Origin of the sequence: Thermogemmatispora onikobensis (assembly GCF_001748285.1) — a bacterium.
Classification (GTDB): domain Bacteria; phylum Chloroflexota; class Ktedonobacteria; order Ktedonobacterales; family Ktedonobacteraceae; genus Thermogemmatispora; species Thermogemmatispora onikobensis.
Genome location: NZ_BDGT01000074.1, coordinates 11320 through 33577 on the forward strand (window position 1 = coordinate 11320; position 22258 = coordinate 33577).

Below are 22258 nucleotides of genomic sequence, written 5' to 3' on the forward strand. Positions count from 1 at the left end.
ACTGGACCAGGCCGGTCGTCATCTCCTGCAGGAGTGCCCACGATGAAACCGAATCTGCGTCTGAGACATGAGCGCGAGATGCGAGGCTGGTCGCAGGCCAGGGTCGCCGAGGCCATCGGCTCGTCTGAGAAGAATGTCAGTCGCTGGGAGCGGGGAGTCTCCTCGCCGCAGCCCTATTATCGCGAGAGGCTCTGTCAGCTCTTCGGCAAGAGCGCCCGCGAGCTGGGCTTTGTGGAGGAGGCCGGGGGTGGGCTGCAGGAGCGCGAGACCTCCCCAGGTCAGGGCCGTCAGGAGCGGGTGCTTGATCCGACGATGCCGCCGCTGCCAAACGAGGGGCGCGGCCTGGTCGGGCGCGAGACTCTGCTCGGGGAGCTGACGGCCCAGCTCTGTGCCGGGCGCTCGCTGGCGCTCTGTGGGTTGCCTGGGGTGGGGAAGACCGCTCTGGCCGTGACGTTGGCGCACGATCCGCGCGTGCTGGCGCGCTTTGAGGCGGGGGTGCTCTGGGCGGGCCTGGGGCCGCGCCCGAATGTGTTGGAGCATCTGCGCCGCTGGGAGCAGTTGCTGGGGGTGCCGCCGGCAACGGGAGAGCTGTCGCTGGAGGCGCGGGCCCGTGCCTTGCGGACGGCCATCGGGCAGCGCGGCTTTGTGCTGGTCATCGATGATGTTTGGGAGCTGGAGGCGGCTCTGGCTTTCAAGATCGGGGGGCCGCGCTCGGTCTTGATCGCCACGACGCGCTTTCCGCGCCTGGCGCTGGCGATCGCCGGTGAGGGAGCGCGGACGATTCATGAGCTGGAGAGCGCCGACGGGCTGGCTTTGCTGGCGCAGTGGGCGCCGGAGGTGGTGGCGCACGATCGGCGCGCGGCTTTGAGCCTGGTCGAGGAGGTTGGGGGGCTGCCGCTGGCTTTGACCCTGCTGGGGAAGTATTTACAGTCTCAGGCCCATAGCGGCCAGCCGCGTCGCCTGCAGGCGGCCCTGGCCCGCTTGCGCAGCTCGCATCAGCGCCTGCATGTCAGCGAGATGCGCGGTCCACTGGAGCAGCCGCCGCATCTGGCCTGGGGGACGCCGCTCTCGCTGCAGTCGGCCATTGCTGTCAGTGATCAGCAGCTCGATGAGCAGGCGCGTGAGGTGCTGCGCGCCTTGTCGGTCTTCCCGCCGAAGCCGAATAGCTTTAGCGAGGAGGCGGCCCTGGCGGTGGCCCAGGCTCCGCCGGAGGCGCTGGATGCTCTGGTCGATGCCGGCCTGTTGGAGAGCAGCGGCGCCGGACGCTATTTGTTGCATCAGACGATTGCCGATTATGCCAGCGCTCATCTGCGCGATCCGCAGGCCGGCGAGCGCCTGGTGGCCTATGTGACGGGCCTGCTGGAGCGGCATGGGAACGACGATGCCGCTCTGGAGCTGGAGAGCCGCAATATTGTGGCCGGCCTGCAGTATGCTTTTGAGAATGGACGCCATGCGCGCTTTATCCGCGGGGTGTTGGCCTTTGCGCCCTTTCTGCGCCGGCGTGGCTTTTATGATCTGGCCCGTCTCTATTTGCAGCGCGCCTATCAGATTGCTATCTGGTCGAGCGATGCGGCGACGCAGGGGCGTCTCTTGTTGGGTCTGGGCGAGGTGGCGCTGCGTCAGGGCGATCTGAAGGCGGCGGGCGGCTATCTGCGCGAGGCGCTGGTGCTGGTGCGTGAGGGCAGGCTGCGGCGCGAGTGGCGGCGCGTTCTGCGCCTGTTGCGCTATCTGGCCTGGCGCCAGGGCGAGGTTGAGCGGGCCGCCGATTATGGGCGCGAGCTGGCGGTGCTGGTGACGGAGGAGGGCGGCGGCGACGGCTGAGGCCGGGGCAGGGTCTCGCGCATGAGCAGGGCGGTGAGGCAGCCCGAGAGGAAGGTGAGGAGGGCGACCAGGCCGATGGCCCAGGGAATCGAGAGCAGGTCGGCCAGCAGTCCGGCCAGGAGGCCGCCAATGGCGTAGCCGCTGTCGCGCCAGAGACGGTAGACGCCGACCGCCGAGGCGCGCCAGTCGGGCGGGGTGACGTCGCTGACGGCGGCCAGCAGGGTCGGGTAGACGAGGGCGGTGCCGCTGCCCAGGAGGATGGCCCCCAGGAGCCAGGGCCAGAAGCCCTGCGTGAGGAGCATCAGGGCCAGACCAATGGCCTGCACCCACATGCCCACGCTGATCATCCCTTTGCGCCCCAGTCGATCAGAGATAGCTCCTGTCAGGAGCTGGCCCGCACCCCAGACGGCTGGGTAGGCGGCGACCAGCCAGCCGATGTGCGCGGCGTCGAGGCCGGCGGCGGCGAAGTAGAGGGGGAAGAGGCCCCAGGAGAGGCCGTCGTTGAGGTTATTGACCAGGCCGGCTTGGCTGACGGCCAGCAGGGTGCGGTCGCGCCAGGAGACGTGTGCCACGATCTGCCAGAAGCTGGGGGCGGGTTGCTCCGGGGTCTGGGCCGTGCCGGCAGGGGTGGCTTGGGCCTGGGTCTGGAGCTGGCGAGCTTCCTGGCGGGCGTGGCCCTGCGATTCGCGGGCGCCGAAGAGGGAGAGGAGCAGGCCGCAGAGGGCGAGCAGGGTGCCCAGCAGGAAGGGCTGGGGACGCAGGGCGTAGGCGGTGGCCAGGTAGCCGGCGGCCAGGGCGGCGGCGGAGACGGCCAGGTAGCCCGCGGCCTCGTTGAGGCCCATCGCCAGGCCGCGCCGCCGCGGTCCCACCAGGTCGATTTTCATGATGACGGTGGTTGACCAGCACAGGCCCTGGTTGATGCCGAGCAGGACGTTGGCGAAGACGACCCAGCCCCAGTTTGGGGCCACGATGATGAGGGGCGAGACTAGCAGGCCGACGAGCCAGCCAGCGACGAGGATGCGCTTGCGCCCGTAGCGGTCGCCGAGGCGGCCCGCCAGCAGGTTGGCCAGGGCCTTGACGAGGCCGAAGCTGATCAGAAAGGAGAGGATGGCGGTTTTGGAGGCCAGGCCAAAGTCGTGGGCGGCCAGCAGCGGCAGGATGGTGCGCTCGATGCCGACGAGCGAGCCGACGAAGGCGTTGATGATGACGAGCAGGGTGAACTGCTGCCAGTTGGCGCGCAGCCCTAGCTGCGGCTGGGGTGCCTCTGATTGGGGACGCTGGTTCTGGCCGGCTGGGTGCTTAAAGGGTGACCGCACAGCGATTGGCTCCTCCTTCCAGTTCTTCGGGTGGGACGGTGGGCCACTCTCCGCTTTCGTTGGCGGCGATGATCTCTTGATAGTGGGCCGGTGGCGCGGGCAGGTTGCTGAGTAGCTGGGCGCTGAAGGTGGCGGGCGAGGCCAGGAGCGGCGCCAGCCAGCCGCGTACGGTGGCCAGGGTGGTCAGGGCGGGCTGGCCGTCGAAGGGCAGCGGGCGCGCGCTGTGGCCGGCCAGCACCAGGCTGTCGTCGGGCAGGCTGAGCAGGCGCTGCAGGCTGGTGTAGAGCAGGGCGACGCGGCGGCGGGCCTCGTCGGGGTCGGCGTCGAGATCGGGACGCCCGAGGCCCTCGGGAAAGAGGGTGTCGCCGCTGAAGAGCAGGGCCGGCCTCCCTGGCGGACCGGGCAGCAGGTAGCAGGTGCTCTCGGGGGTGTGGCCGGGCGTGTGCAGGGCCTGCAGGTGCAGGCGCCCGATGGTGAGCTGCTGGCCGTCGGCGATGGGTTTGAAGGGGAAGCTGACGCGCCGTTGGGCGGGCAGGTAGAGGTCGGCTCCGCAGGCTGCGGCCAGGGCGCGGGCCCGTGAAAGGTGGTCGGCATGGATGTGGGTTTCCAGGACGGCGGTGATCTGCCAGCCGCGCTGTCGGGCTTGTTGCTGGTAGACGGTGGGATCAAGGGCCGGGTCGAGGACGAGGGCGGCGGCGCCGTCGCTGATGAGGTAGGAGAGGCAGCCTTTGCCGGTGCGTCGGATCTGGATGACCTGCCGCTGCTCTGGCTCTGGCGTCGTGCTGGCGGCTTCCGGCTGTCGGGAGGAGCCAGGTTCGGGCAGGACGGGGGCCGTGTTCCAGGCCAGGCTCCAGGCGCGCATGCCTCCCTCCAGGGAGTAGGCGGTGAAGCCGCGGGCGGCCAGAAGAGCGGCGGCGCGCTGGCTGACCAGGCCGGCCTCGCAGACGGTGACGACGGGCCGGTCCTTGGGTAGGGCGAGCTGGTCCAGTCCGCCTGGCTGGCCGGCTTTGAGGGCTTCGTAGGCGTCAAGGTGCTGGCTGCCCGGGATCGACCAGGCGGCATAAGCGGCGGTGGGCCGCACGTCGAGGATGGTGACGGCCTGGCCGCTCTCCAGCCAGGTGCGTAGGGTTTCGACGCTGATGCGCTCCATTAGAGGACGCTCCTTTCCGCTGCCTGGGCCTGGATGATGGGGAGACCGCGCTCTTGCCATTCGAGGACGCCGACTTCCAGGCGCCAGGCGCGAAAGCCGTGGGCGCGCAGGAGGGCGACGGCTTCGTCGGCGAAGACGCAGTAGGGGCCGCGGCAGTAGGCGATGATCTCGCAGTCGCGGGGCAGCTCGCTCAGGTGGGCCGCCAGCTCGGCGACGGGGAGCGAGCGCGCTTGTGGCAGGTGGGCGCTGGCGTATTCGTCGCGAGGGCGCACGTCGAGCAGCAGGGCGCGCCCGCTTTGGAGTAGCTCCAGGGCGGCGTCGATGCTGAGGGCGGGCCAGTGGCGGCGCTCGGGCAGCCAGGTGCTGACGAGGTGCTCCAGCTCGGCCAGATGGGCTTCGCCGGTGCGCCGCAGGGCCAGCCAGAGGCGCACGACTTCGCCGGAGGCCAGGCGATAGCGTCGCTGACGCCCGCGACGCCGCACGTCGACGAGCCGCGCCGCGTGGAGAATCTGCAGGTGCTGGGAGACGGTGGCCACGGGCAGGGTGGTCTCACGGGCTAGCTCTTCGACGCTGCGCTCGCTCTGGGCGAGGAGGTCGAGCAGCTCCAGTCGATGAGGGCTGGCCAGGGCTTTGCCGATGCGCGCCAGTTGTTCGTAGAGCTGGTTTTTAAAGGCTCGCTTGCTTTCAGGGTGCTGGTATGCCACGCCGATCTCTGCTCTCCTCTTCTTTTTTGTTCTGCTCTTTTCTACTCTGCCCTACTCTTTCCTACTTTACGCTCTTCTTTTATATACTCCTGTCTACTTCTGGGTGCTCTTGTCTGCTGGCTGAGACGGACGGCGCACCGTTGTTGGTGGGCCTGGCTCGGCGCCTGACCCTGCCGTTTCTGTCTCGTGCCTCGCCTGCTTTGTTGGGCCAGGCTCTGCATATTTTCGTTCGATATATTGATATTCAATAGAATAATTGAATGATTGAGGGATGTCAAGGGGTGGGGGGAGAAGGCCGGGCGTGGGGGCAAAGGGCTACAAGCCTGGAGCAGAGGGGGCGGGCTTCCTGACCTGGATTGCGGCTAACGGTTCTGAGGTGTAGTTAAGCGGTTGCAAAGCCAGGCAGGCGCAGGAGGCATTTTGTTCCTTACATAAGCCAGGGTCCCGAGTGCTTTCAACCCCAGACGGGAGAAGCAAGCATTCTGACGCGATCGGCTCTTCAGGGATGAGGACGAGATCGATTGGTTTCAACCCCAGAGCGGGCGAGACAGCCACCTGACACAACATCCCTCACAGCTGGTGTTGCTGGACACAATCGGCAGCTTCGGTTTCAATCCCCGAACGGGCTAAATAAGCATTCTGACTACTCATGGTTGGCTTGCTGCAGTATGGCCAAGAGGTTTCAATCCCCGAACGGGCTAAATAAGCATTCTGACTACTCATGGTTGGCTTGCTGCAGTATGGCCAAGAGGTTTCAATCCCCGAACGGGCTAAATAAGCATTCTGACGTCCGGCAAGTTTCGCCGCGTCTTCTAATGCGGCTGTTTCAATCCCAGAGCGGGCTAAATAAGCATTCTGACCGTGCATAGGACTCCGATGGCGCGATGCTTGCGCCCCTGGTTTCAATCCCCGAGCGGGCTAAATAAGCATTCTGACCTTCTCGGGTCGATCCTATCTCCTCATCTTTAATGTGGTTTCAATCCCCGAGCGGGCTAAATAAGCATTCTGACTCGGATGACCGGCCTCATGGGAAGCGACATCACTTCGTTTCAATCCCCGAGCGGGCTAAATAAGCATTCTGACAAGAAGTAGGGTCAGATGCTGTATCGAGAGCAGTTGAAGTTTCAATCCCCGAGCGGGCTAAATAAGCATTCTGACTTTGTCGTTGATTTTGCGAATGACCGAGATGTCCCCTTTGACGGTTTCAATCCCCGAGCGGGCTAAATAAGCATTCTGACTCTCCTATCATCCGTATCTGGATACCTTACCTGGGTTTCAATCCCCGAGCGGGCTAAATAAGCATTCTGACTTTCCTGTCTGAGCACCAGGTCAAGCAACACGGTTGAATGTTTCAATCCCCGAGCGGGCTAAATAAGCATTCTGACGGAGATTTCCAAGGAGCCATGTGGCGAGGTCCGCTTTGTTTCAATCCCCGAGCGGGCTAAATAAGCATTCTGACGGAGATTTCCAAGGAGCCATGTGGCGAGGTCCGCTTTGTTTCAATCCCCGAGCGGGCTAAATAAGCATTCTGACTCATGACAGCAACCGTGACCATCGACAAAGATACAAAGAGGTTTCAATCCCCGAGCGGGCTAAATAAGCATTCTGACCTCGTGGATCACGGCCTGGGCGGCCCTGCTGATTCGTTTCAATCCCCGAGCGGGCTAAATAAGCATTCTGACTCCAGTGATGATCATCGATCTGGGTGAAGTAGGTTTTGTTTCAATCCCCGAGCGGGCTAAATAAGCATTCTGACGGTACCCTCTCTAGAATAGCATCGCAGGCGGCCTCAGTCAAGCCTTTTCGAGCATCCCAAAAAAACGGTCATCAGTGACCGCTGTTGCGCGGTCATGATGCCAGCCACTCTGGCCATGACGCGGCCTGCCAAGCCATTCGAGCATCGCTGCATGAAAACCCGGGCACTGCGATCCTCGAAGCGAACAGCATGAGCGGCAAAAAGAGGCACGTTCGTCCTCGCCAGCAGCCGAAGGAGCAGCTTCAACGGAGAGGAGCTACGCCGGCGCCGACTCGCGCCCAACGACTGGCCAGTCCCGGCCTCCAGCGCCAGCCCGCACGCCAGGACGCCGGCCTACGAAGCCCGATCCTGGTCTGGCCTGGGCACACAAGGGGAAGAGATTCAGACCCCGGCGCCTTCGGCCAGACCCGCCGTCGGCGTTGAGGTCAAGCTGCCCACTGCCAACGACGACCTCGTCGCACTCTCGCCCTCCCTCGGCAACGGACACGAAGCCCCCAGCGCACGGCAAGAGCAGGGCCAGGCTACCAGCCAGCCTATAGCACAGCACAGCGCCCCGCTGGCGCTGGCGAAAGCCATCCCAACCAGCATCAGCAGACCATTGATCACCAGCGAACTGAGCAAAACAACGGACAGCCTCCTCACAACAAACAACAGTCCCATCGCCAGAAGCGAACCGCTGCTACGAGAGAGCGCCGACGCAAAGGATAAGCAGGCAAAAACGACACCTGTTCCCTTCCTCGTTAAGAGACCAGCGATGCCAGTGAGGTGCCGGACAAGAGCGATCGAACAGCGTAACGTGAACCTCCCGTAAGGGAGGTAGCAGCACTTGTCAAGCTACAAACAAGCTGCTATCCTCCATAGAGGAGCCAGAAGCCTCAGCTTCTCTTAGCCAGGAAGACAGACGGGCCTGGATCGCAAGCGGTTATCTGTGGATAAACCTTTACAAGTGCAATGGATAGGAGCAAGAGCATGCAAGACAGCTCGGCTCAACAAGGGCCAACCAGGAGCACCTACCCCATTGATCCCGAGCGCCTGTCAGCAGGCCATCGCTGAGATGCAGGCTGACGACTTCTGCGCCATCTGGACCTGGCTCACCGTCTGGGGTCGCCAGCCCACCTGAAGCGGGCAAACAGCAAGCGCCATGCCAGCCTCGACCGACCAACCGACCATCGTAACCAGCGCATCACCAGCAGGCCAAAGGGACCGAGCGGCCCGGCTGCGCTGGTGATAGCAACCAGCGATCATATTCTGTTGAAGATCGCCATAGCCATATGAGTACATCCTTTGCACAAGAACGCTTCTGCGACCATTGTGGAGCCGCCAACCCGGCAGATGCCGCCCGCTGCTGGCATTGTCAGGGGGCGCTGCCGGCCCCCCTGGCCACAGTGGGCGCCCTGCTCCTGGGGCGCTACCATCTGATCCGCGAGCTGGGCCAGGGGGGCATGGGCACCGTCTTTCTGGCCGAAGACCGGCGCCTTGGTGCCCGTGCCGTCGCCGTCAAATGCCTCTACAAACATCGCCTCAACACACAAGAGCGAGCCGAAGCCGAGCGCGCCTTTCAACAGGAGGCTGAACTACTGGCGCGCCTGCACCATCCGAGCCTGCCGGCCATCCACGACTACTGGAGCGAGCCAGAGGCCAGCTATCTGGTGATGGACTATATCGAGGGCGAGACCCTGGAAGTCATCCAACAGAGAGCCGGTCAGAGGCCCCTGCCCCTGGTACAAGTCTTAGGCTGGGGGCAGCAGCTCTGCGAGGTGCTGGCCTATCTGCACGAGCAGCAGCCGCCGATTATTTTCCGCGACCTCAAGCCGGCCAATGTCATGCTGCGCCGTAGCGACGGGCGGCTCCTGCTGATTGACTTTGGGATTGCGCGGCACTTCAAACCAGGCCAGGCCCACGACACCGTTGCCTTTGGCTCTCCTGGCTTTGCGGCGCCGGAGCAGTATGGCAAAGAGCAGACCACGCCGCGCAGCGACCTCTACAGTCTTGGGGCGGTGCTGCACTACCTGCTGAGCGGGCGTGATCCGAGCGAGCAGCCGTTTCGCTTTGCCTCCTTGCGGCAGCTCAATCCAGAAGTGCCCGAGGGGCTGGCCCGGCTCATTGCCGAGCTGGTGGCCCTGGAACCGAAACACCGCCCATCCTCGGCGCGTGAGGTGCTGGAGCAGCTGAAGCAGCAGGCTGGGATTGGCAAAGGGAGCGGCAGGAGCACGCGAGTGGGGGGCTGGCCAGCACAGGGGCAAGGTGCAGCAGCAGCAGTGCAGCCGAAGCAGGGACTGGCGCCGACGGTGCCGGCGGGGCCCTTGGTCTCAGCAGCCGGCCAGGCTCAGGCTGGGGGGCAAGGTGCAGCAGCAGCAGTGCAGCTGAAGCAGGGACTGGCGCCGACGGTGCCGGCGGGACCCTTGGTCTCAGCAGCCGGCCAGGCTCAAGCGGGAAGGCAGCGCCAGTTGCAGCAGCCTGCGCTGATCTCCCCGCCGGCGGTGCCAGTTCAAAAACCACGGCTATCTCGGCGCTCCTTGCTCGCACTGGGCCTCGGGGGAGGAATGTTGGCCCTGGTCTCTGGCGGTGTCTTTTTCCTCTTAGCGCAATCGCGCATTCCCAGGCTGGCCCTCCAGGAAGGGCAGGGAACAGGGCAAGTGAGCCTCCTGCTAACCTGCCGGGGACATCGCGGCCCGGTGACTGCGCTCGCCTGCTCGCCGGATCACATCGTGCTCGCCTCCGCTTCGAGCGATCAGACGGTCCGCCTCTGGGATGCCAACACTGGGGCAAGCCTGCGGGTCTACACTGGCCATCAGAGCGAAGTTCGGGCGCTCTCCTGGTCGCCCGGAGGCGTCTACATTGCCTCTGGTTCCGCTGATGGAATGATCCACATCTGGGATGCTGACGCAGGGCAGCTCCGGCGAAGCTACCAGGGGCACAACGCTGCCGTCAATGCCCTGGCCTGGTCTCCACAGCCGGATGATACACCGTTGGCCTCAGCGGGCGACGATGGCAGCGTCTCCATCTGGGATGGCTCCAGCGGGCAGCTTCTCACGAAGCTGCCCGGCAGCGGCGGGAGCATTCGCGCCCTGGCCTGGTCGCCTGATGGCGAGCTGTTTGCCTCAGCCGGCGACGCTGGCCTGGTCGAGATCCGAGAAACGGGCGCGTGGTCTGCCCTAAGTTCCTACCAGGGCCATAGCGGCCCGGTCTGGAGTCTGGCCTGGTCGCCTGACAGCAGCCTGCTCGCCTCCGGCTCGGCTGATACCACCGTCCAGATCTGGAACCCCAGCACCGGCGAACGGCTGCTGACCTACAGGGGCCACTGGGATACCGTCACCGGCCTGGCCTGGTCGCCCTTTCAGCGCGAGATCGCCTCGTGCTCCTATGACGGCACCGTCCAGGTCTGGGAGAGCAAAAACGGGCAGCTTTTGGGAGCTGGCAAAAGCGCAGCCTTCCAGGCGCTCATCTGGTGGCCGTCCTATACCCTGCTCGCCACCGGAGACAAGGACGCCAACGTACGCATCTGGCAAGTTTCCTGATGAGAAAGCTTCTCACCAATGCACAAGCGGACTGCTGTCACTAGCTCCGGCCACGGCAGTCCCTCGTGGCCATCAACCATGACGAAGGAGGCGGCAGCGGCATATGTTTCCTTCCTGGCTGGGGGGCCAGTAAGGTACTATTGAGGGGCCATACGAGAGCGAGTGAACAGCCCATAGCGAGACGACTGTCAAGGATGCATGAGCGCTTGTCAAGCGACGGACAAGCTGCTATGCTCCATAGGGGGAGCCAGAAGCCGTAGCATCTCCTCTCTCAGCCGGGAGGACAGACGGGTCTGGATCGCCAACAGCACTCTGAGGATGAATATCTGAGCTTGAAATGGAGAGGAGCAAGAGCATGCAGGCCAGCTCGTCTCTTCCAGAGCCAACGCAGAGTACCTACCCTGTTGATCCAGAACAGGCGGCTGAACTCGCCCGCCTGATACAACAGGATCGCCTGGTGACTGAGGCAATGGGCGGCCTCTTTCCCGAAGGGCAGCCGCTCCCGCCCGATGGGCAGGTTCTCGATCTGGCCTGTGGCCCTGGCGGCTGGGCTATGCAGGTCGCTTTTGCACATCCTTCTGTCGAGGTGATCGGCGTCGATCTCAACGCTGGCGTCATCGACTATGCCCATGTCCAGGCTCGCAGCCGCGGCCTGACGAATGTCGCCTTCTCCGTCATGGACATCAGGCAGCCCCTGGCCTTCGCTGATGCCTCCTTTGATCTCATCAACGGGCGCTTCCTCTTCAGCTTCATGGGTCCCGCAGACTGGGCGGCTCTTCTGAGCGAGTGCCGCCGCCTGCTCAAGCCCGGTGGCATAATCCGCCTGACAGAGACCGAGGGCCCGCTGACGACCAGCCCCGCCACGGAGCGTCTTTTCGCTTTGGGCTATGCCGCCCTCAAGCGCGCCGGTCAGAGCTTCTCGCCCGACGGCAACCACATCGGCATTACTCCCGTGCTGCCGCGGCTACTGCGCCGCGCCGGCTTCACTGAGGTGCACCTGTATGCCAGCGCCGCCGAATGGTCGAGTGAGACGCCGCTGCATTATGCCTTCTTCAAAGATGAGATGGTCGCCCTGGACCTCTCACTTCCCTTTCTGGTCAGGATAGGCATGGGAAGCGAGGAAGGACTACGCCAGCTTTATCAGCAGGCCATCGCTGAGATGCAGGCTGACGACTTCTGCGCCATCTGGACCTGGCTCACCGTCTGGGGTCGCCAGCCCACCTGAAGCGGGCAAACAGCAAGCGCCATGCCAGCCTCGACCGACCAACCGACCATCGTAACCAGCGCATCATCAGCAGGCCAAAAGGACCGAGCGGCCCGCTTGCGCCAGTAATAGCAACCAGCGATCATCTCTGTTGAAAATCGCCATAGCCATATGAGTACATCCTTTGCACAAGAACGCTTCTGCGACCACTGTGGGGCCGCCAACCCGGCAGATGCCGCCCGCTGCTGGCATTGTCAGGGGGCGCTGCCGGCCCCCCTGGCCACAGTGGGCGCCCTGCTCCTGGGGCGCTACCATCTGATCCGCGAGCTGGGCCAGGGGGGCATGGGCACCGTCTTTCTGGCCGAAGACCGGCGCCTTGGTGCCCGTGCCGTCGCCGTCAAATGCCTCTACAAACATCGCCTCAACACACAAGAGCGAGCCGAAGCCGAGCGCGCCTTTCAACAGGAGGCTGAACTACTGGCGCGCCTGCACCATCCGAGCCTGCCGGCCATCCACGACTACTGGAGCGAGCCAGAGGCCAGCTATCTGGTGATGGACTATATCGAGGGCGAGACCCTGGAAGTCATCCAACAGAGAGCCGGTCAGAGGCCCCTGCCCCTGGTACAAGTCTTAGGCTGGGGGCAGCAGCTCTGCGAGGTGCTGGCCTATCTGCACGAGCAGCAGCCGCCGATTATTTTCCGCGACCTCAAGCCGGCCAATGTCATGCTGCGCCGTAGCGACGGGCGGCTCCTGCTGATTGACTTTGGGATTGCGCGGCACTTCAAACCAGGCCAGGCCCACGACACCGTTGCCTTTGGCTCTCCTGGCTTTGCGGCGCCGGAGCAGTATGGCAAAGAGCAGACCACGCCGCGCAGCGACCTCTACAGTCTTGGGGCGGTGCTGCACTACCTGCTGAGCGGGCGTGATCCGAGCGAGCAGCCGTTTCGCTTTGCCCCCTTGCGGCAGCTCAATCCAGAAGTGCCCGAGGGGCTGGCCCGGCTCATTGCCGAGCTGGTGGCCCTGGAACCGAAACACCGCCCATCCTCGGCGCGTGAGGTGCTGGAGCAGCTGAAGCAGCAGGCTGGGATTGGCAAAGGGAGCGGCAGGAGCACGCGAGTGGGGGGCTGGCCAGCACAGGGGCAAGGTGCAGCAGCAGCAGTGCAGCCGAAGCAGGGACTGGCGCCGACGGTGCCGGCGGGGCCCTTGGTCTCAGCAGCCGGCCAGGCTCAGGCTGGGGGGCAAGGTGCAGCAGCAGTGCAGCTGAAGCAGGGACTGGCGCCGACGGTGCCGGCGGGACCCTTGGTCTCAGCAGCCGGCCAGGCTCAAGCGGGAAGGCAGCGCCAGTTGCAGCAGCCTGCGCTGATCTCCCCGCCGGCGGTGCCAGTTCAAAAACCGCAGCTATCTCGGCGCTCCTTGCTCGCACTGGGCCTCGGGGGAGGAATGTTGGCCCTGGTCTCTGGCGGTGTCTTTTTCCTCTTAGCGCAATCGCGCATTCCCAGGCTGGCCCTCCAGGAAGGGCAGGGAACAGGGCAAGTGAGCCTCCTGCTAACCTGCCGGGGACATCGCGGCCCGGTGACTGCGCTCGCCTGGTCGCCGGATCACACTGTGCTCGCCTCCGCTTCGAGCGATCAGACGGTCCGCCTCTGGGATGCCAACACTGGGGCAAGCCTGCGGGTCTACACTGGCCATCAGAGCGAAGTTCGGGCGCTCTCCTGGTCGCCCGGAGGCGTCTACATTGCCTCTGGTTCCGCTGATGGAATGATCCACATCTGGGATGCTGACACAGGGCAGCTCCGGCGAAGCTACCAGGGGCACAACGCTGCCGTCAATGCCCTGGCCTGGTCTCCACAGCCGGATGATACACGGCTGGCCTCAGCGGGCGACGATGGCAGCGTCTCCATCTGGGATGGCTCCAGCGGGCAGCTTCGTGAGAAGCTGCCCGGCAGCGGCGGGAGCATCCGCGCCCTGGCCTGGTCGCCTGATGGCGAGCGGCTTGCCTCAGCCGGAGACGCTGGCCTGGTCGAGATCCGAGAAACGGTCGGCTGGTCTGCCCTAAGCTCCTACCAGGGCCATAGCGGCCCGGTCTGGAGTCTGGCCTGGTCGCCTGATGGCAACCTGGTCGCCTCCGGCTCGGCTGATACCACCGTCCAGATCTGGAACCTCAGCACCGGCGAACGGCTGCTGACCTACAGGGGCCACAGCGATACCGTCACCGGCCTGGCCTGGTCGCCCTTTCAGCGCGAGATCGCCTCGTGCTCCTATGACGGCACTGTCCAGGTCTGGGACAGCACGAGCGGGCGGCTCTGGGGAACTGGCAAAAGTGCTGCTTTCCAGGTGCTCGTCTGGTGGCCATCCTATACCCTGCTCGCCACCGGAGACAAGGACGCCAACGTACGGATCTGGCAAACTGCCTGATGAGAAAGCTTCTCACCAATGCACAAGCGGACTGCTGTCACTGGCTCCTGCTACAGCAGTCCGCACTAGCACTGGCGAGCAAGCGGCGCTCAGCCGGCTGGGCTGCTCGCCATCCTCTCGCGCACGACCCCGCTACACCACGGCGCAGTTCATACCATTGAGCGTGAAAGCCGTGGGCGGCGGATTGCTCCCACTCCAGGTGGCCTGGAAGCCCGGCGGCACACTCAAGCTACTATTGGCCGGAATCACCGCATTGACGGCCACATTCGTCACCGTCACAGCGCTGCCCGCCTGCGAGAAATTTCCGTTCCAGCTCACCGTGATCATCTGGCCATTGGCGAAGGAGAAGCGCAGCGTCCAGCCGTTGATCGCGCTGCTACCGGTATTGGTGATCGTCAGGCTGGCCTGGAAGCCGCCACTCCACTGGCTGACGATTCCGTAATGGATCTGGCAGGAGCTAGCCCCCGGCGTCGGGCTGGGGGATGACGTGGGCGACGGCGTACTCGTGGGCGTAGCCGTCCCGCCCGAGCCGCTGCCGCCATGCAGCGGATGCTTTATGAAAAAGCTATAGATGGCGTTAGTGGCGCTGGGACCCTGCGGGTCAGTGTAGGAGCCGCTGCTGCCGCCGCCGGACCAGTCATGACCCATGCCGTTGATTTTCCAATACTCCTCAATCTCGTTCCCCTGATTATCGTTCCAGGACTGCACCGTATAGCTGCGCCCACCCGACACCTGGCCACTTATACTACTGCTCGGACTGCTGAAGCTGGCGTTGTAGCTGCCGTTCGAGGCCAGATGATCGGTCGTCATCCACTGTTGGACCACCTGGTCGCCGTTGACCGGATAGACCGTATAGTCGCTCTGGCCCTGGAAGACGATCGTCGGCACCACGCGGGCAGCGCTGCCCATCGCTTGATAAGCGGCCTGCCCCTGCTGCTGCGGATTCGGTCCACCTTGCATCATCGCCGTTGTGGCCGCCGTCTGCGAGGTCGCCGCCTGATATTCCAGGCCCGAAGCCGAAGCGATGGCCGCAAAGATATCCGGGTAGGTCGCTCCCATAATCACCGCCATTGCCGCCCCTGCTGAGAAACCAGCCACATAGACGCGATTGCGGTCGATCGTCCACTGCGAGGTATTTTGCTCGACAGTCTGGACGATACCAGCAATGATGGCCGGCTCGCCGCTGCCGCGCGACTGATCGGCGGGCAGGAACCAATTCCAGCAGGAAAGCGAATTATAGCTACTCGTCTGCTGCGGATAGACCACGATGAACTGATCCTGATCGGCCAGGGCGTTCATCTGAGTGCCGTTAGCGAAGTCCTGCGGCGTCTGGGTGCAACCGTGGAGCATGACGATCAGGGGGACCGCCGTGCCAACCCGGTAATTGGCCGGCGTATAGACATAGTAGGGACGGCTGCCGGCTGGCCCGTTATAGGTGTACTGGGTGAAGGTGCCGCTGCTGGCGTGCGCCCGCTCAAAAAAGAGCATCCCACTGACGAGGAGCAGCGCGCAAGCGAGTACAAGGCGAACAAAGTTTCGCATGATGAACCCCCTTGACGGTGAGGCGATGCCAGGGGCAGGCAGTCTGGCATCCTTGCCCTGCAGAATCGGGCAGGAATGAAAAAGAGAAGATGGGCGGGTAAGAGGAGAGAAAGCAGGAAAGACCAACCCGGCTGATAGCACTCTCTCTGTCTCTGAGGAGAGGCGAGGCAGATGCTGAGGCAGATGCTGAGGGAGATGCCAGGGTAACCATTTGCTGTCTCTAGCCGCCTGGTGCTGATCTTGATCAGGCAGCACAGGCCAGGCGCGAGCCGGAGCAGAAAGGCTGCTGGTAGCAGGCCAGCACCGTGCTGGCGGAAGGCAAGTCATGGCCGGCGTCCTCCTGCGGCGCTGGTTCCGCGCAACACTGCGCGGCGCTGGCGCTCTCTCCAAGGCTCATATGACACATGAATCATGTATCATATGACAGGTATTTTGTCAAGGGAGCACCGTGCGTCGCCGCCCCGTCGGACCTCAGCAGATCAGGGGCCGCCAGTGATCGAGGTAGTAGCCCAGCAGCTCGGCCAGCTCCACCGGCAGCTCCTGACGCCGCTGCCGCCAGACCTCCGTCAGACGGGCATAGATCGGGGGAGAAAAGAGCCAGAGGCGCAGCTGCGGCCACTCGTCCTGCTGCCATTCTTGGCGAGAATGTTCTGCCAGCGCCGGCCCTTCCTCGACAAAGAAGAGCGCCAGATGATAGAGTGGAAGAAAGCCCACGGCCTCCTCCCAGAGGCGCAGAAACGGTGCCGGCGACTCCCAGCACAGAGCCATAGCGCGCAAGAAGGCCGCCGCATCGTGCCAGACCAGGGTCGCGGGAGGCTGCGACAGCAGCAGGCGCCAGCAGAGCAACAAGGCCGTCTCGACGGCCTCCTGCTCGGCATGCGGCCAGGTGCGCCACTGGCCGTAGTCCAGCTTGGCAGCGAGCTGGCTGAACTCCAGCGCAAAGCCGTCATCCTGGCCGCGCAGGATAATCTCCAGCCAGCGTGGCAGAAAATGCTTGAAATCGGCGACCTCGCCCCAGGTCGTCAGCGCCTTCCAGGCGTAGCGTTGCAGATCGGAGCCTGACAGCTGCTCCAGCGGTACGCGCCCCAGACGCGCAATCTCCTCCGGCGTCACGCAATGGAGACAGGCCCACATCTGTCGCCGGAACGGATAGGCGGCAAAGGTTCGATAGAGGCGCGCAATGACCGCCGCGCGCGCCGCCTCCAATTCTTGGTCTGGCCGGCTCATCATCAACAGCTCCTTGTTTGGGATGGGCCTCCTGGCCGCTCGCTCCTTGTTGGACTCCAGTATAGCAGACCTGGTCTTTCGAGGCCAGCACAGCTGCGCGCTGCTCGGGCGTTTGCCGACTGGCTGGCTGGTGGAAGACAGTCAGTCTATGGTATCATCTCTGATAGAGAAGATTGCCGGCCTGTTTGCCGCGCGGCCCTGTCGGGCAGGCTCGGGAGCGCAGGCCGGGCAAGGAAGGAAGCGAGGGGAGTCCGGAGAGCCGGGCTGAGAGTGCGACCCTGCAATGTCGCAGACCCTGCAGCAGACACCTGATCTGGATCATACCAGCGGAGGGAACGCTTTCTTTCTCCCACTGGCTCCGCTGCCTAACGTGGCTTCACCCGCGTCACGCAGCGGGAGAGCGTCGACAAGAAGCCGTTTCCCGGCCCGCCTGGGGAAGCGGCCTTTTTTTATGGGCCGCCTGTTCTGTTCAAGGAAGAGGAAGGCACGAGCCTATGCAACGGCGAACCTATGATGTCGCGGTAGTTGGCGCGGGCATTGTCGGCAGCGCCACGGCCTACCATCTAGCGCGGGCCGGGCAGCGCGTTGTCCTCGTAGAGCGCAGCGGCGTCGCTGCCGAAGCCTCAGACGCCGGGGCTGGCATGCTCACCCCGCTGGCCGAGGCCGGCGCTAGCGACCTGAGTGATCCCCTCTTGCGTCTTGGCCTGGCCGGCCTGCGCCACTACCAGACCCTTGAAGCACAGCTAGAGAGTGAAACCGGCATGCGGGCCGGCCTTGTCCACCTGCCGACCCTCTATCCCGCCTTCGACGAAGGGCAGGCCGAGGCCCTGCGCCGCGACCTACCCGCCCTGCAGACCCTGCGTCCTGAACTCGTCTGGCTGGAGGCCGACGAGGTCCGCCAGCGCGAGCCACTGCTGGCCCCCAGCGTACGCGGAGCCATCCTTTCGCCCGCCGAAGGTAACGTCGCCATCGGCCACCTCACGCGCCTGCTCGTGCGCGCCGCACAATTGCATGGCGCCGAGCTGCTCATTCCGCGCAGCGCCCTGGCCCTGCTCTGGGACGGCGTCCGCGTCCAGGGCGTTCTCACTGAGGAAGAAGCCATCGAGGCTGCCCATGTGGTGCTGGCGACCGGCGCCTGGAGCAGCGCCTGGTCCGATCGGGGCCAGCGCTCAGGCATCGTCTATCCGCTCAAGGGCCAGCTTCTAGCCCTGCGTCCCAGTGACCAGCCCTTGCGTCACACGATCTACGCTGGTCCCTTGGGCTATCTTGTCCCCAAAGCCGACGGCAGCGTCTTTGTCGGGGCCACCTCCGAGCGGCGCGGCTTCGACAAGACGCCGACCGCCGCGGGCCTGGCCCAATTGCTCACTGTCGTGCGCCGTGTGGCCCCAGCTCTAGAGGAAGCCGCCGTTGAACGCACCTGGGCCGGCCTACGCCCCGTCTCTGTGGATGGCCTGCCCTTCATCGGCGAAGCGCCCAGCAGCCCCGGCCTCTGGCTGGCCGTCGGGCACGGGCGCGTCGGCGCCATCACTGGACCTGTCACCGGCTTCCTCATCGCCGAACTCATCCAGGGGCGGCCCGTCCCCTACGAACTGGACCTGCGCCCCTTTGCGCCCGAGCGTCTCGGGGCCTGGCGCCGCCGCCTGACTCCCCTCAGCGCCGCCGGGGCCGGCGATCGCCAGCTCGAATTGTTCAGCCAGCCTCCCGAAGCCGTCGCCGTAGAAGAAGAGAGGAGAGAACGACCATGACAGAGGATCTGCTCACCATTGGCTCGCGGACCTTCCGCTCCCGCCTCCTCCTGGGCACGGGCAAGTACCGCAGCTTCGAAGAGATGCAGCAGAGCCTGGAGGCCAGTGGCACCGAGGTCGTCACCGTGGCCCTGCGCCGCCTGGATCTCTCACGTCCGGGACAGCCAACGCTGCTCGACTATCTCGATACCGAGCGCTACACTATCCTGCCGAACACCGCCGGCTGCAAGACCGCCGAGGAGGCCATTCAGATCGCTCACCTGGCGGCGGCGATGGGCCTGCCGCGCTGGGTCAAGCTAGAGGTCATACCCGATCCCGACTATCTGCTGCCCGACCCCGTTGCTACTCTGGAAGCCACGCGCCAGCTCGTCAAAGAGGGCTTCGAAGTCCTGCCTTACATCAACGCCGACCCCGTCCTGGCCCGGCTCCTCCAGGATGCCGGCGCCGTCACCGTCATGCCCCTCGGCTCGCCCATTGGCTCCGGGCAAGGGTTGCTCAACCTGCCGCAGATCCAGATCATCATCGAGCAGGCGCGCGTCCCCGTCATTGTCGACGCCGGCATCGGCGCCCCTTCGGACGCCGCCCTGGCGATGGAACTGGGGGCTGCCGCCTGCCTGATCAATACCGCCGTCGCCCAGGCCGGCAACCCTGTGCTGATGGCGCGCGCCATGAAGCTGGCCATCGAAGCTGGACGGGCCGCCTTCCTGGCCGGACGCATCCCGCGCCGTCCCCAGGCCGTGGCCAGCAGCCCCCTGACTGGCCTGGTCGGCAGCCTATCCTGAGCGAGCCAACGAGTGAGAACGGTGTATGCCGGAAGAGAGTGCATCAGTCGCCGGAGGAGAGCGAACAGCGGGTCTGCCCCTGGGTGAGAGGCCGCTGCTCTGCCTGGTCACCGATGAGCGACATCCGGCCCTGGTCGAGGTCGCGCGCCAGGCCCTGGAGGCGGGGATCGATCTCCTCCAGCTACGCGGTCCGGGGCTGTCAGCGGCCCGGCTCTACGAGCTGGCGACCATTCTGGGGCCGCTGGCGCGCCAGCACGGTGCCCGCCTGATCATTAACGACCGCCTCGATGTGGCCCTGGCTGTCGGCGCCGACGGCGTCCAGCTCGGCAGGCGCTCGCTGCCGCTGGTCGTCGTCCGCTCCCTGTGCCAGCGCTGGGGGCAATCCTTGCTGCTCGGGGCCTCCGTCCACTCGCTGGCCGAAGCGGAAGAGGCGGTTGCCTCCGGCGCCGATTATCTGCTGGCTGGCACCATCTTCCCCTCACCCTCTCATCCCGGCCAGGCCGGCGCTGGCCCCACGCTGCTGCGACAACTGCGCGACCGCTGGCCTCGGCTGCCGCTGCTGGCCATCGGCGGTCTCAGCGCTGCCAATGCCGCCCAGGCCATTGCCGCTGGAGCCGACGGCATCGCCGTCATCTCGGCCATCTACGGTGCCGCCTCTGTGGCCCAGGCCGTGGATGCGCTACGCCAGGCTCTGGCCGCTGGCCGCCAGGCCCGCTGGCTGCCAGGCCCGCCGCCGGCATCCCATAACAGTCCGGCAACCTGAAAGCCAGCCACAGAAAAGTGTAAGCAAATAAACAAGCAAACAAGCAAGCAAGCAAGAAAGGAGGGGACATATAGACCAATGGCAGAAGATACAGCGTCCCAGGTGGAACTGATGACCATCGTCGCGAACGGCCAGCCCTGGCATGTCCCGCGCGAGAGCACCATCGCCGACTTTCTGGGGCAGCTCGCCCTGACGCCGGGCCGCGTTGTGGCCATGCTCGACGGCGTCATTGTGCCGCGCGAGCGCTTCGCCGAAACGCGCCTGCACGAGGGCTGTCGCCTGGAGCTGGTCACGATGGTCGGCGGTGGCTGAGTGGCTAAGCCCTGCCTCCCTCTGAGGTGGGGCCGCCCTTGATTGGCAGCTTACCTGCTATCGTTGGCCGAAGATGCCTCACGTGCCTCTGAAGCTTACGTAAACGGCTGTGATAGTCTGGTGCAGATCATGAGCAGGGTGCTACTTCTCTGGCCAGCGACAGCTTTTTACTGGCTTCTCTCCAGGCTTGGGACGGGTCAGCCTCTCTGCGATGTCATTGCCAGGAATCGTCACTTCGTTCCCGTCGGTCAGTGTGATCTCACCTGTCGAGAAGCTCAGAAAACTGGATTCGCTGGCAAGGAGGAAGTGTAGAATGGAACCCGTGAAATTCAATCTCACATCGATGAGGCTTTGGCTGCTCGTGATGGGGATAGTCTATCCTCTCGGGATGCTGATACTGACTGGCTATCTATCCAGCGGCCCTCTGGCTCTGGGGCCAGCTCTCGCGGCCCTGGCCCTCACCTGGATCCTCTTCATCACGATGTGGGATACGCTCAGTCTCTACCTTCAGTACGCCTGGCTGCTGGCCTTGCTCGCTCTCCTGCTCTTCAAACAGGACTGGCTGGCCATCGCGCTCGTCGTGGGGGCCTGGCTGCTGCTCGAGTGGAGGGTTCGCCGCAACGTTGGGCAGCCGGGCCTTGACCTGGCCTCGCCCTGTCCACGACGGCTCTCCGTTGGGCAGGGCGGCCACTCCCGCCTGGTCAACTACCACGGATTAAAAGCTCCCACCCAGGCCTATGCCCTCGATCTCGCCGTGATCGATGCCCTGGGCCGCAGAACGTCCGGCTTCAGCCTCTTTCCTCGCCCGCTGACGGCCTACCACAGCTTTGGGCAGCCGGTGCTATCACCCATCGACGGCATCGTCCTCAACTGCGAAAACCGTCTACCCGATCAGCCCATCGGCAGCACAGACCCTCAGCGTCCCCTCGGTAACTACGTCCTCATGCGCAGCGCTGCCAGGCCCGAGGTGCACCTGCTCGTGGCCCACCTGCAGCAAGGCAGCGTCGCTGTCCGGCCCGGGCAAGAGGTCCGTGTCGGTGACTACCTGGGACGTATTGGCAACTCCGGCAACACCAGCGAGCCCCACATTCACCTGCACGCCGAGCGCGCCATCAACGGCCAATGGCAAGCCGTTCCCATCACCATCAACGGGAAGCGACTGCGACGCAACTCCATCATCCCGGGTCGTCCCGTTCCCCTTTTCCCCGCCCGACGCTCCTCCTTCGTCCCCCTCCCTGAAAGAGAGAACCGTAGCAGAGAAGCGGGCTAGGTAGCCCCTCCTTGCCGTCGTTGCGCGGAACGCGCTGCCCACACAGCGGCTGAGAGCGTAGAAGGCGGACCGCCGTAGCCATGAGATGGGGGGGAGCGCTGACGCGAGGCTATCGCCTGGGACCGGTCACCATCGCCAGCGGGCGGCTGAACCGGAGCCGTGGCTGCAGCGCAGAGAGCAAGCAAAGAAACTGGCGCGGCCTGCTCCCCGGGGGAAAGGGAGCAGAACCGCGCCAGCCTATCTCAGACGCGGGCTGCGGAGCCGTCGCGCGCCCAGCCCAGCGCTCCCGCGTGGAGTCGGCCCCTCCTTAGCTGGCCGCTGCGGCGAAGAGATGCAGGTTACTATTCGTCGGCAAGATCAGGTAGGCCACCGGCTTACCGGCCTGCAGCGGCAGCGCTGTATAGTAGATGCTCACCGCATGAGGGCCAAGCGTATCACCTGGGGGGCGGTTCCAGTGATCTGCCGTCGCCAGCAACTCATCGCCCGGCGCTGGCTGATTGGCGTACCAGTCAGCCAGCGTCAGCGTAGCCTGCTGCTGCGACCCATCGCTATAGACGATCGTCAATGTCCCGCTCTGAGTTCCAAAGGCCGCCGCCCCGAGGAAGGCCAGCTTTGTGCCCTGGGCCGAGAAGGCGATCACCTGCCCCTGAGCGCTCACATTATCGGGCTGCCCGGGCGGCACATTGGGCCAGGTGAACGTAACCCCAGCGTGGGTCACCGTCGCCCCCGGCGT

The 22258-nt window shown here is 64.7% G+C and carries 17 protein-coding genes and 1 CRISPR repeat array; of the genes, 9 read left to right on the forward strand and 8 right to left on the reverse strand.

All coding sequences use genetic code 11. From position 1 onward, the window contains the following. Positions 1-42: 42 nt before the first annotated feature. Positions 43-1821 (forward strand): helix-turn-helix domain-containing protein, encoded by a 1779-nt coding sequence (locus tag BGC09_RS20505; protein WP_069806069.1) that lies wholly within the window; start codon positions 43-45, stop codon positions 1819-1821. On the opposite strand, the gene BGC09_RS20510 is transcribed toward BGC09_RS20505, so the two are convergent. The 4 genes from BGC09_RS20510 to BGC09_RS20525 form a co-directional block, all read right to left on the reverse strand. Beyond that, the gene (locus BGC09_RS20510; protein ID WP_084659186.1) at positions 1767-3137 is read right to left on the reverse strand and encodes an MFS transporter; all 1371 of its coding nucleotides are present in this window, start codon (positions 3135-3137) and stop codon (positions 1767-1769) included. The two genes, BGC09_RS20505 and BGC09_RS20510, sit on opposite strands and share 55 nt — an antisense overlap. Continuing rightward, a complete protein-coding gene (locus tag BGC09_RS20515; RefSeq protein ID WP_069806070.1) occupies positions 3121-4287 on the reverse strand; it encodes an MBL fold metallo-hydrolase in 1167 nt (388 codons plus the stop codon). The genes BGC09_RS20510 and BGC09_RS20515 overlap by 17 nt, the downstream gene beginning before the upstream one ends. Further along, on the reverse strand, positions 4287-4991 hold the full coding sequence (locus BGC09_RS20520) for an ArsR/SmtB family transcription factor (protein ID WP_069806071.1): 705 nt from the start codon (positions 4989-4991) through the stop codon (positions 4287-4289). Before BGC09_RS20520 ends, BGC09_RS20515 begins: the two co-directional genes overlap by 1 nt. 607 nt (positions 4992-5598) lie before the next feature. After that, positions 5599-6747: a CRISPR direct-repeat array (repeat unit 37 nt; unit sequence GTTTCAATCCCCGAGCGGGCTAAATAAGCATTCTGAC). 381 nt (positions 6748-7128) lie between these two features. After that, positions 7129-7368 (reverse strand): hypothetical protein, encoded by a 240-nt coding sequence (locus tag BGC09_RS20525; RefSeq protein ID WP_069806072.1) that lies wholly within the window; start codon positions 7366-7368, stop codon positions 7129-7131. Positions 7369-8018: 650 nt separating this feature from the next. On the opposite strand from BGC09_RS20525, the gene BGC09_RS20530 reads away from it, so the two are divergent. From BGC09_RS20530 to BGC09_RS20540, 3 genes are all read left to right on the forward strand, one after another. Then, positions 8019-10265: a serine/threonine-protein kinase gene (locus BGC09_RS20530; RefSeq protein ID WP_069806073.1), complete on the forward strand. Its 2247-nt coding sequence runs from the start codon at positions 8019-8021 to the stop codon at positions 10263-10265. A gap of 355 nt (positions 10266-10620) precedes the next feature. Beyond that, complete coding sequence (locus BGC09_RS20535; RefSeq protein ID WP_069806074.1) at positions 10621-11490, forward strand: class I SAM-dependent methyltransferase; 870 nt, start codon at positions 10621-10623, stop codon at positions 11488-11490. Between the two features lie 150 nt (positions 11491-11640). After that, the gene (locus BGC09_RS20540; RefSeq protein ID WP_069806075.1) at positions 11641-13884 is read left to right on the forward strand and encodes a serine/threonine-protein kinase; all 2244 of its coding nucleotides are present in this window, start codon (positions 11641-11643) and stop codon (positions 13882-13884) included. 132 nt (positions 13885-14016) lie between these two features. Here BGC09_RS20540 and BGC09_RS20545 read toward each other — a convergent pair whose 3' ends face one another. The 3 genes from BGC09_RS20545 to BGC09_RS20550 form a co-directional block, all read right to left on the reverse strand. Beyond that, positions 14017-15426 (reverse strand): extracellular catalytic domain type 1 short-chain-length polyhydroxyalkanoate depolymerase, encoded by a 1410-nt coding sequence (locus BGC09_RS20545; protein WP_084659191.1) that lies wholly within the window; start codon positions 15424-15426, stop codon positions 14017-14019. A 244-nt stretch (positions 15427-15670) separates the two neighbouring features. Further along, positions 15671-15823, reverse strand: coding sequence for a hypothetical protein (locus BGC09_RS23030; protein WP_176728993.1), 153 nt, complete (start codon positions 15821-15823; stop codon positions 15671-15673). A 74-nt stretch (positions 15824-15897) separates the two neighbouring features. Next, positions 15898-16656 (reverse strand): hypothetical protein, encoded by a 759-nt coding sequence (locus BGC09_RS20550; protein WP_141727888.1) that lies wholly within the window; start codon positions 16654-16656, stop codon positions 15898-15900. A gap of 491 nt (positions 16657-17147) precedes the next feature. On the opposite strand from BGC09_RS20550, the gene thiO reads away from it, so the two are divergent. From thiO to BGC09_RS20580, 5 genes are all read left to right on the forward strand, one after another. Beyond that, positions 17148-18398 (forward strand): glycine oxidase ThiO, encoded by a 1251-nt coding sequence (gene thiO / locus BGC09_RS20555; protein ID WP_069806077.1) that lies wholly within the window; start codon positions 17148-17150, stop codon positions 18396-18398. Beyond that, entirely contained in the window at positions 18395-19180 is a 786-nt protein-coding gene (locus BGC09_RS20560; protein WP_069806078.1) for a thiazole synthase, read from the forward strand. Before thiO ends, BGC09_RS20560 begins: the two co-directional genes overlap by 4 nt. Before the next feature lie 25 nt (positions 19181-19205). Further along, the gene (thiE, locus tag BGC09_RS20565; protein WP_069806079.1) at positions 19206-19943 is read left to right on the forward strand and encodes a thiamine phosphate synthase; all 738 of its coding nucleotides are present in this window, start codon (positions 19206-19208) and stop codon (positions 19941-19943) included. A gap of 78 nt (positions 19944-20021) precedes the next feature. Next, positions 20022-20255 (forward strand): sulfur carrier protein ThiS, encoded by a 234-nt coding sequence (gene thiS / locus BGC09_RS20570; RefSeq protein ID WP_084659188.1) that lies wholly within the window; start codon positions 20022-20024, stop codon positions 20253-20255. A gap of 313 nt (positions 20256-20568) precedes the next feature. Further along, positions 20569-21525 (forward strand): M23 family metallopeptidase, encoded by a 957-nt coding sequence (locus BGC09_RS20580; protein ID WP_069806081.1) that lies wholly within the window; start codon positions 20569-20571, stop codon positions 21523-21525. Positions 21526-21832: 307 nt separating this feature from the next. Here the strand turns inward: BGC09_RS20580 and BGC09_RS23035 are convergent. Continuing rightward, the coding region (locus BGC09_RS23035; RefSeq protein ID WP_218104128.1) for a beta-sandwich domain-containing protein at positions 21833-22258 on the reverse strand (426 nt) is incomplete at its 5' end.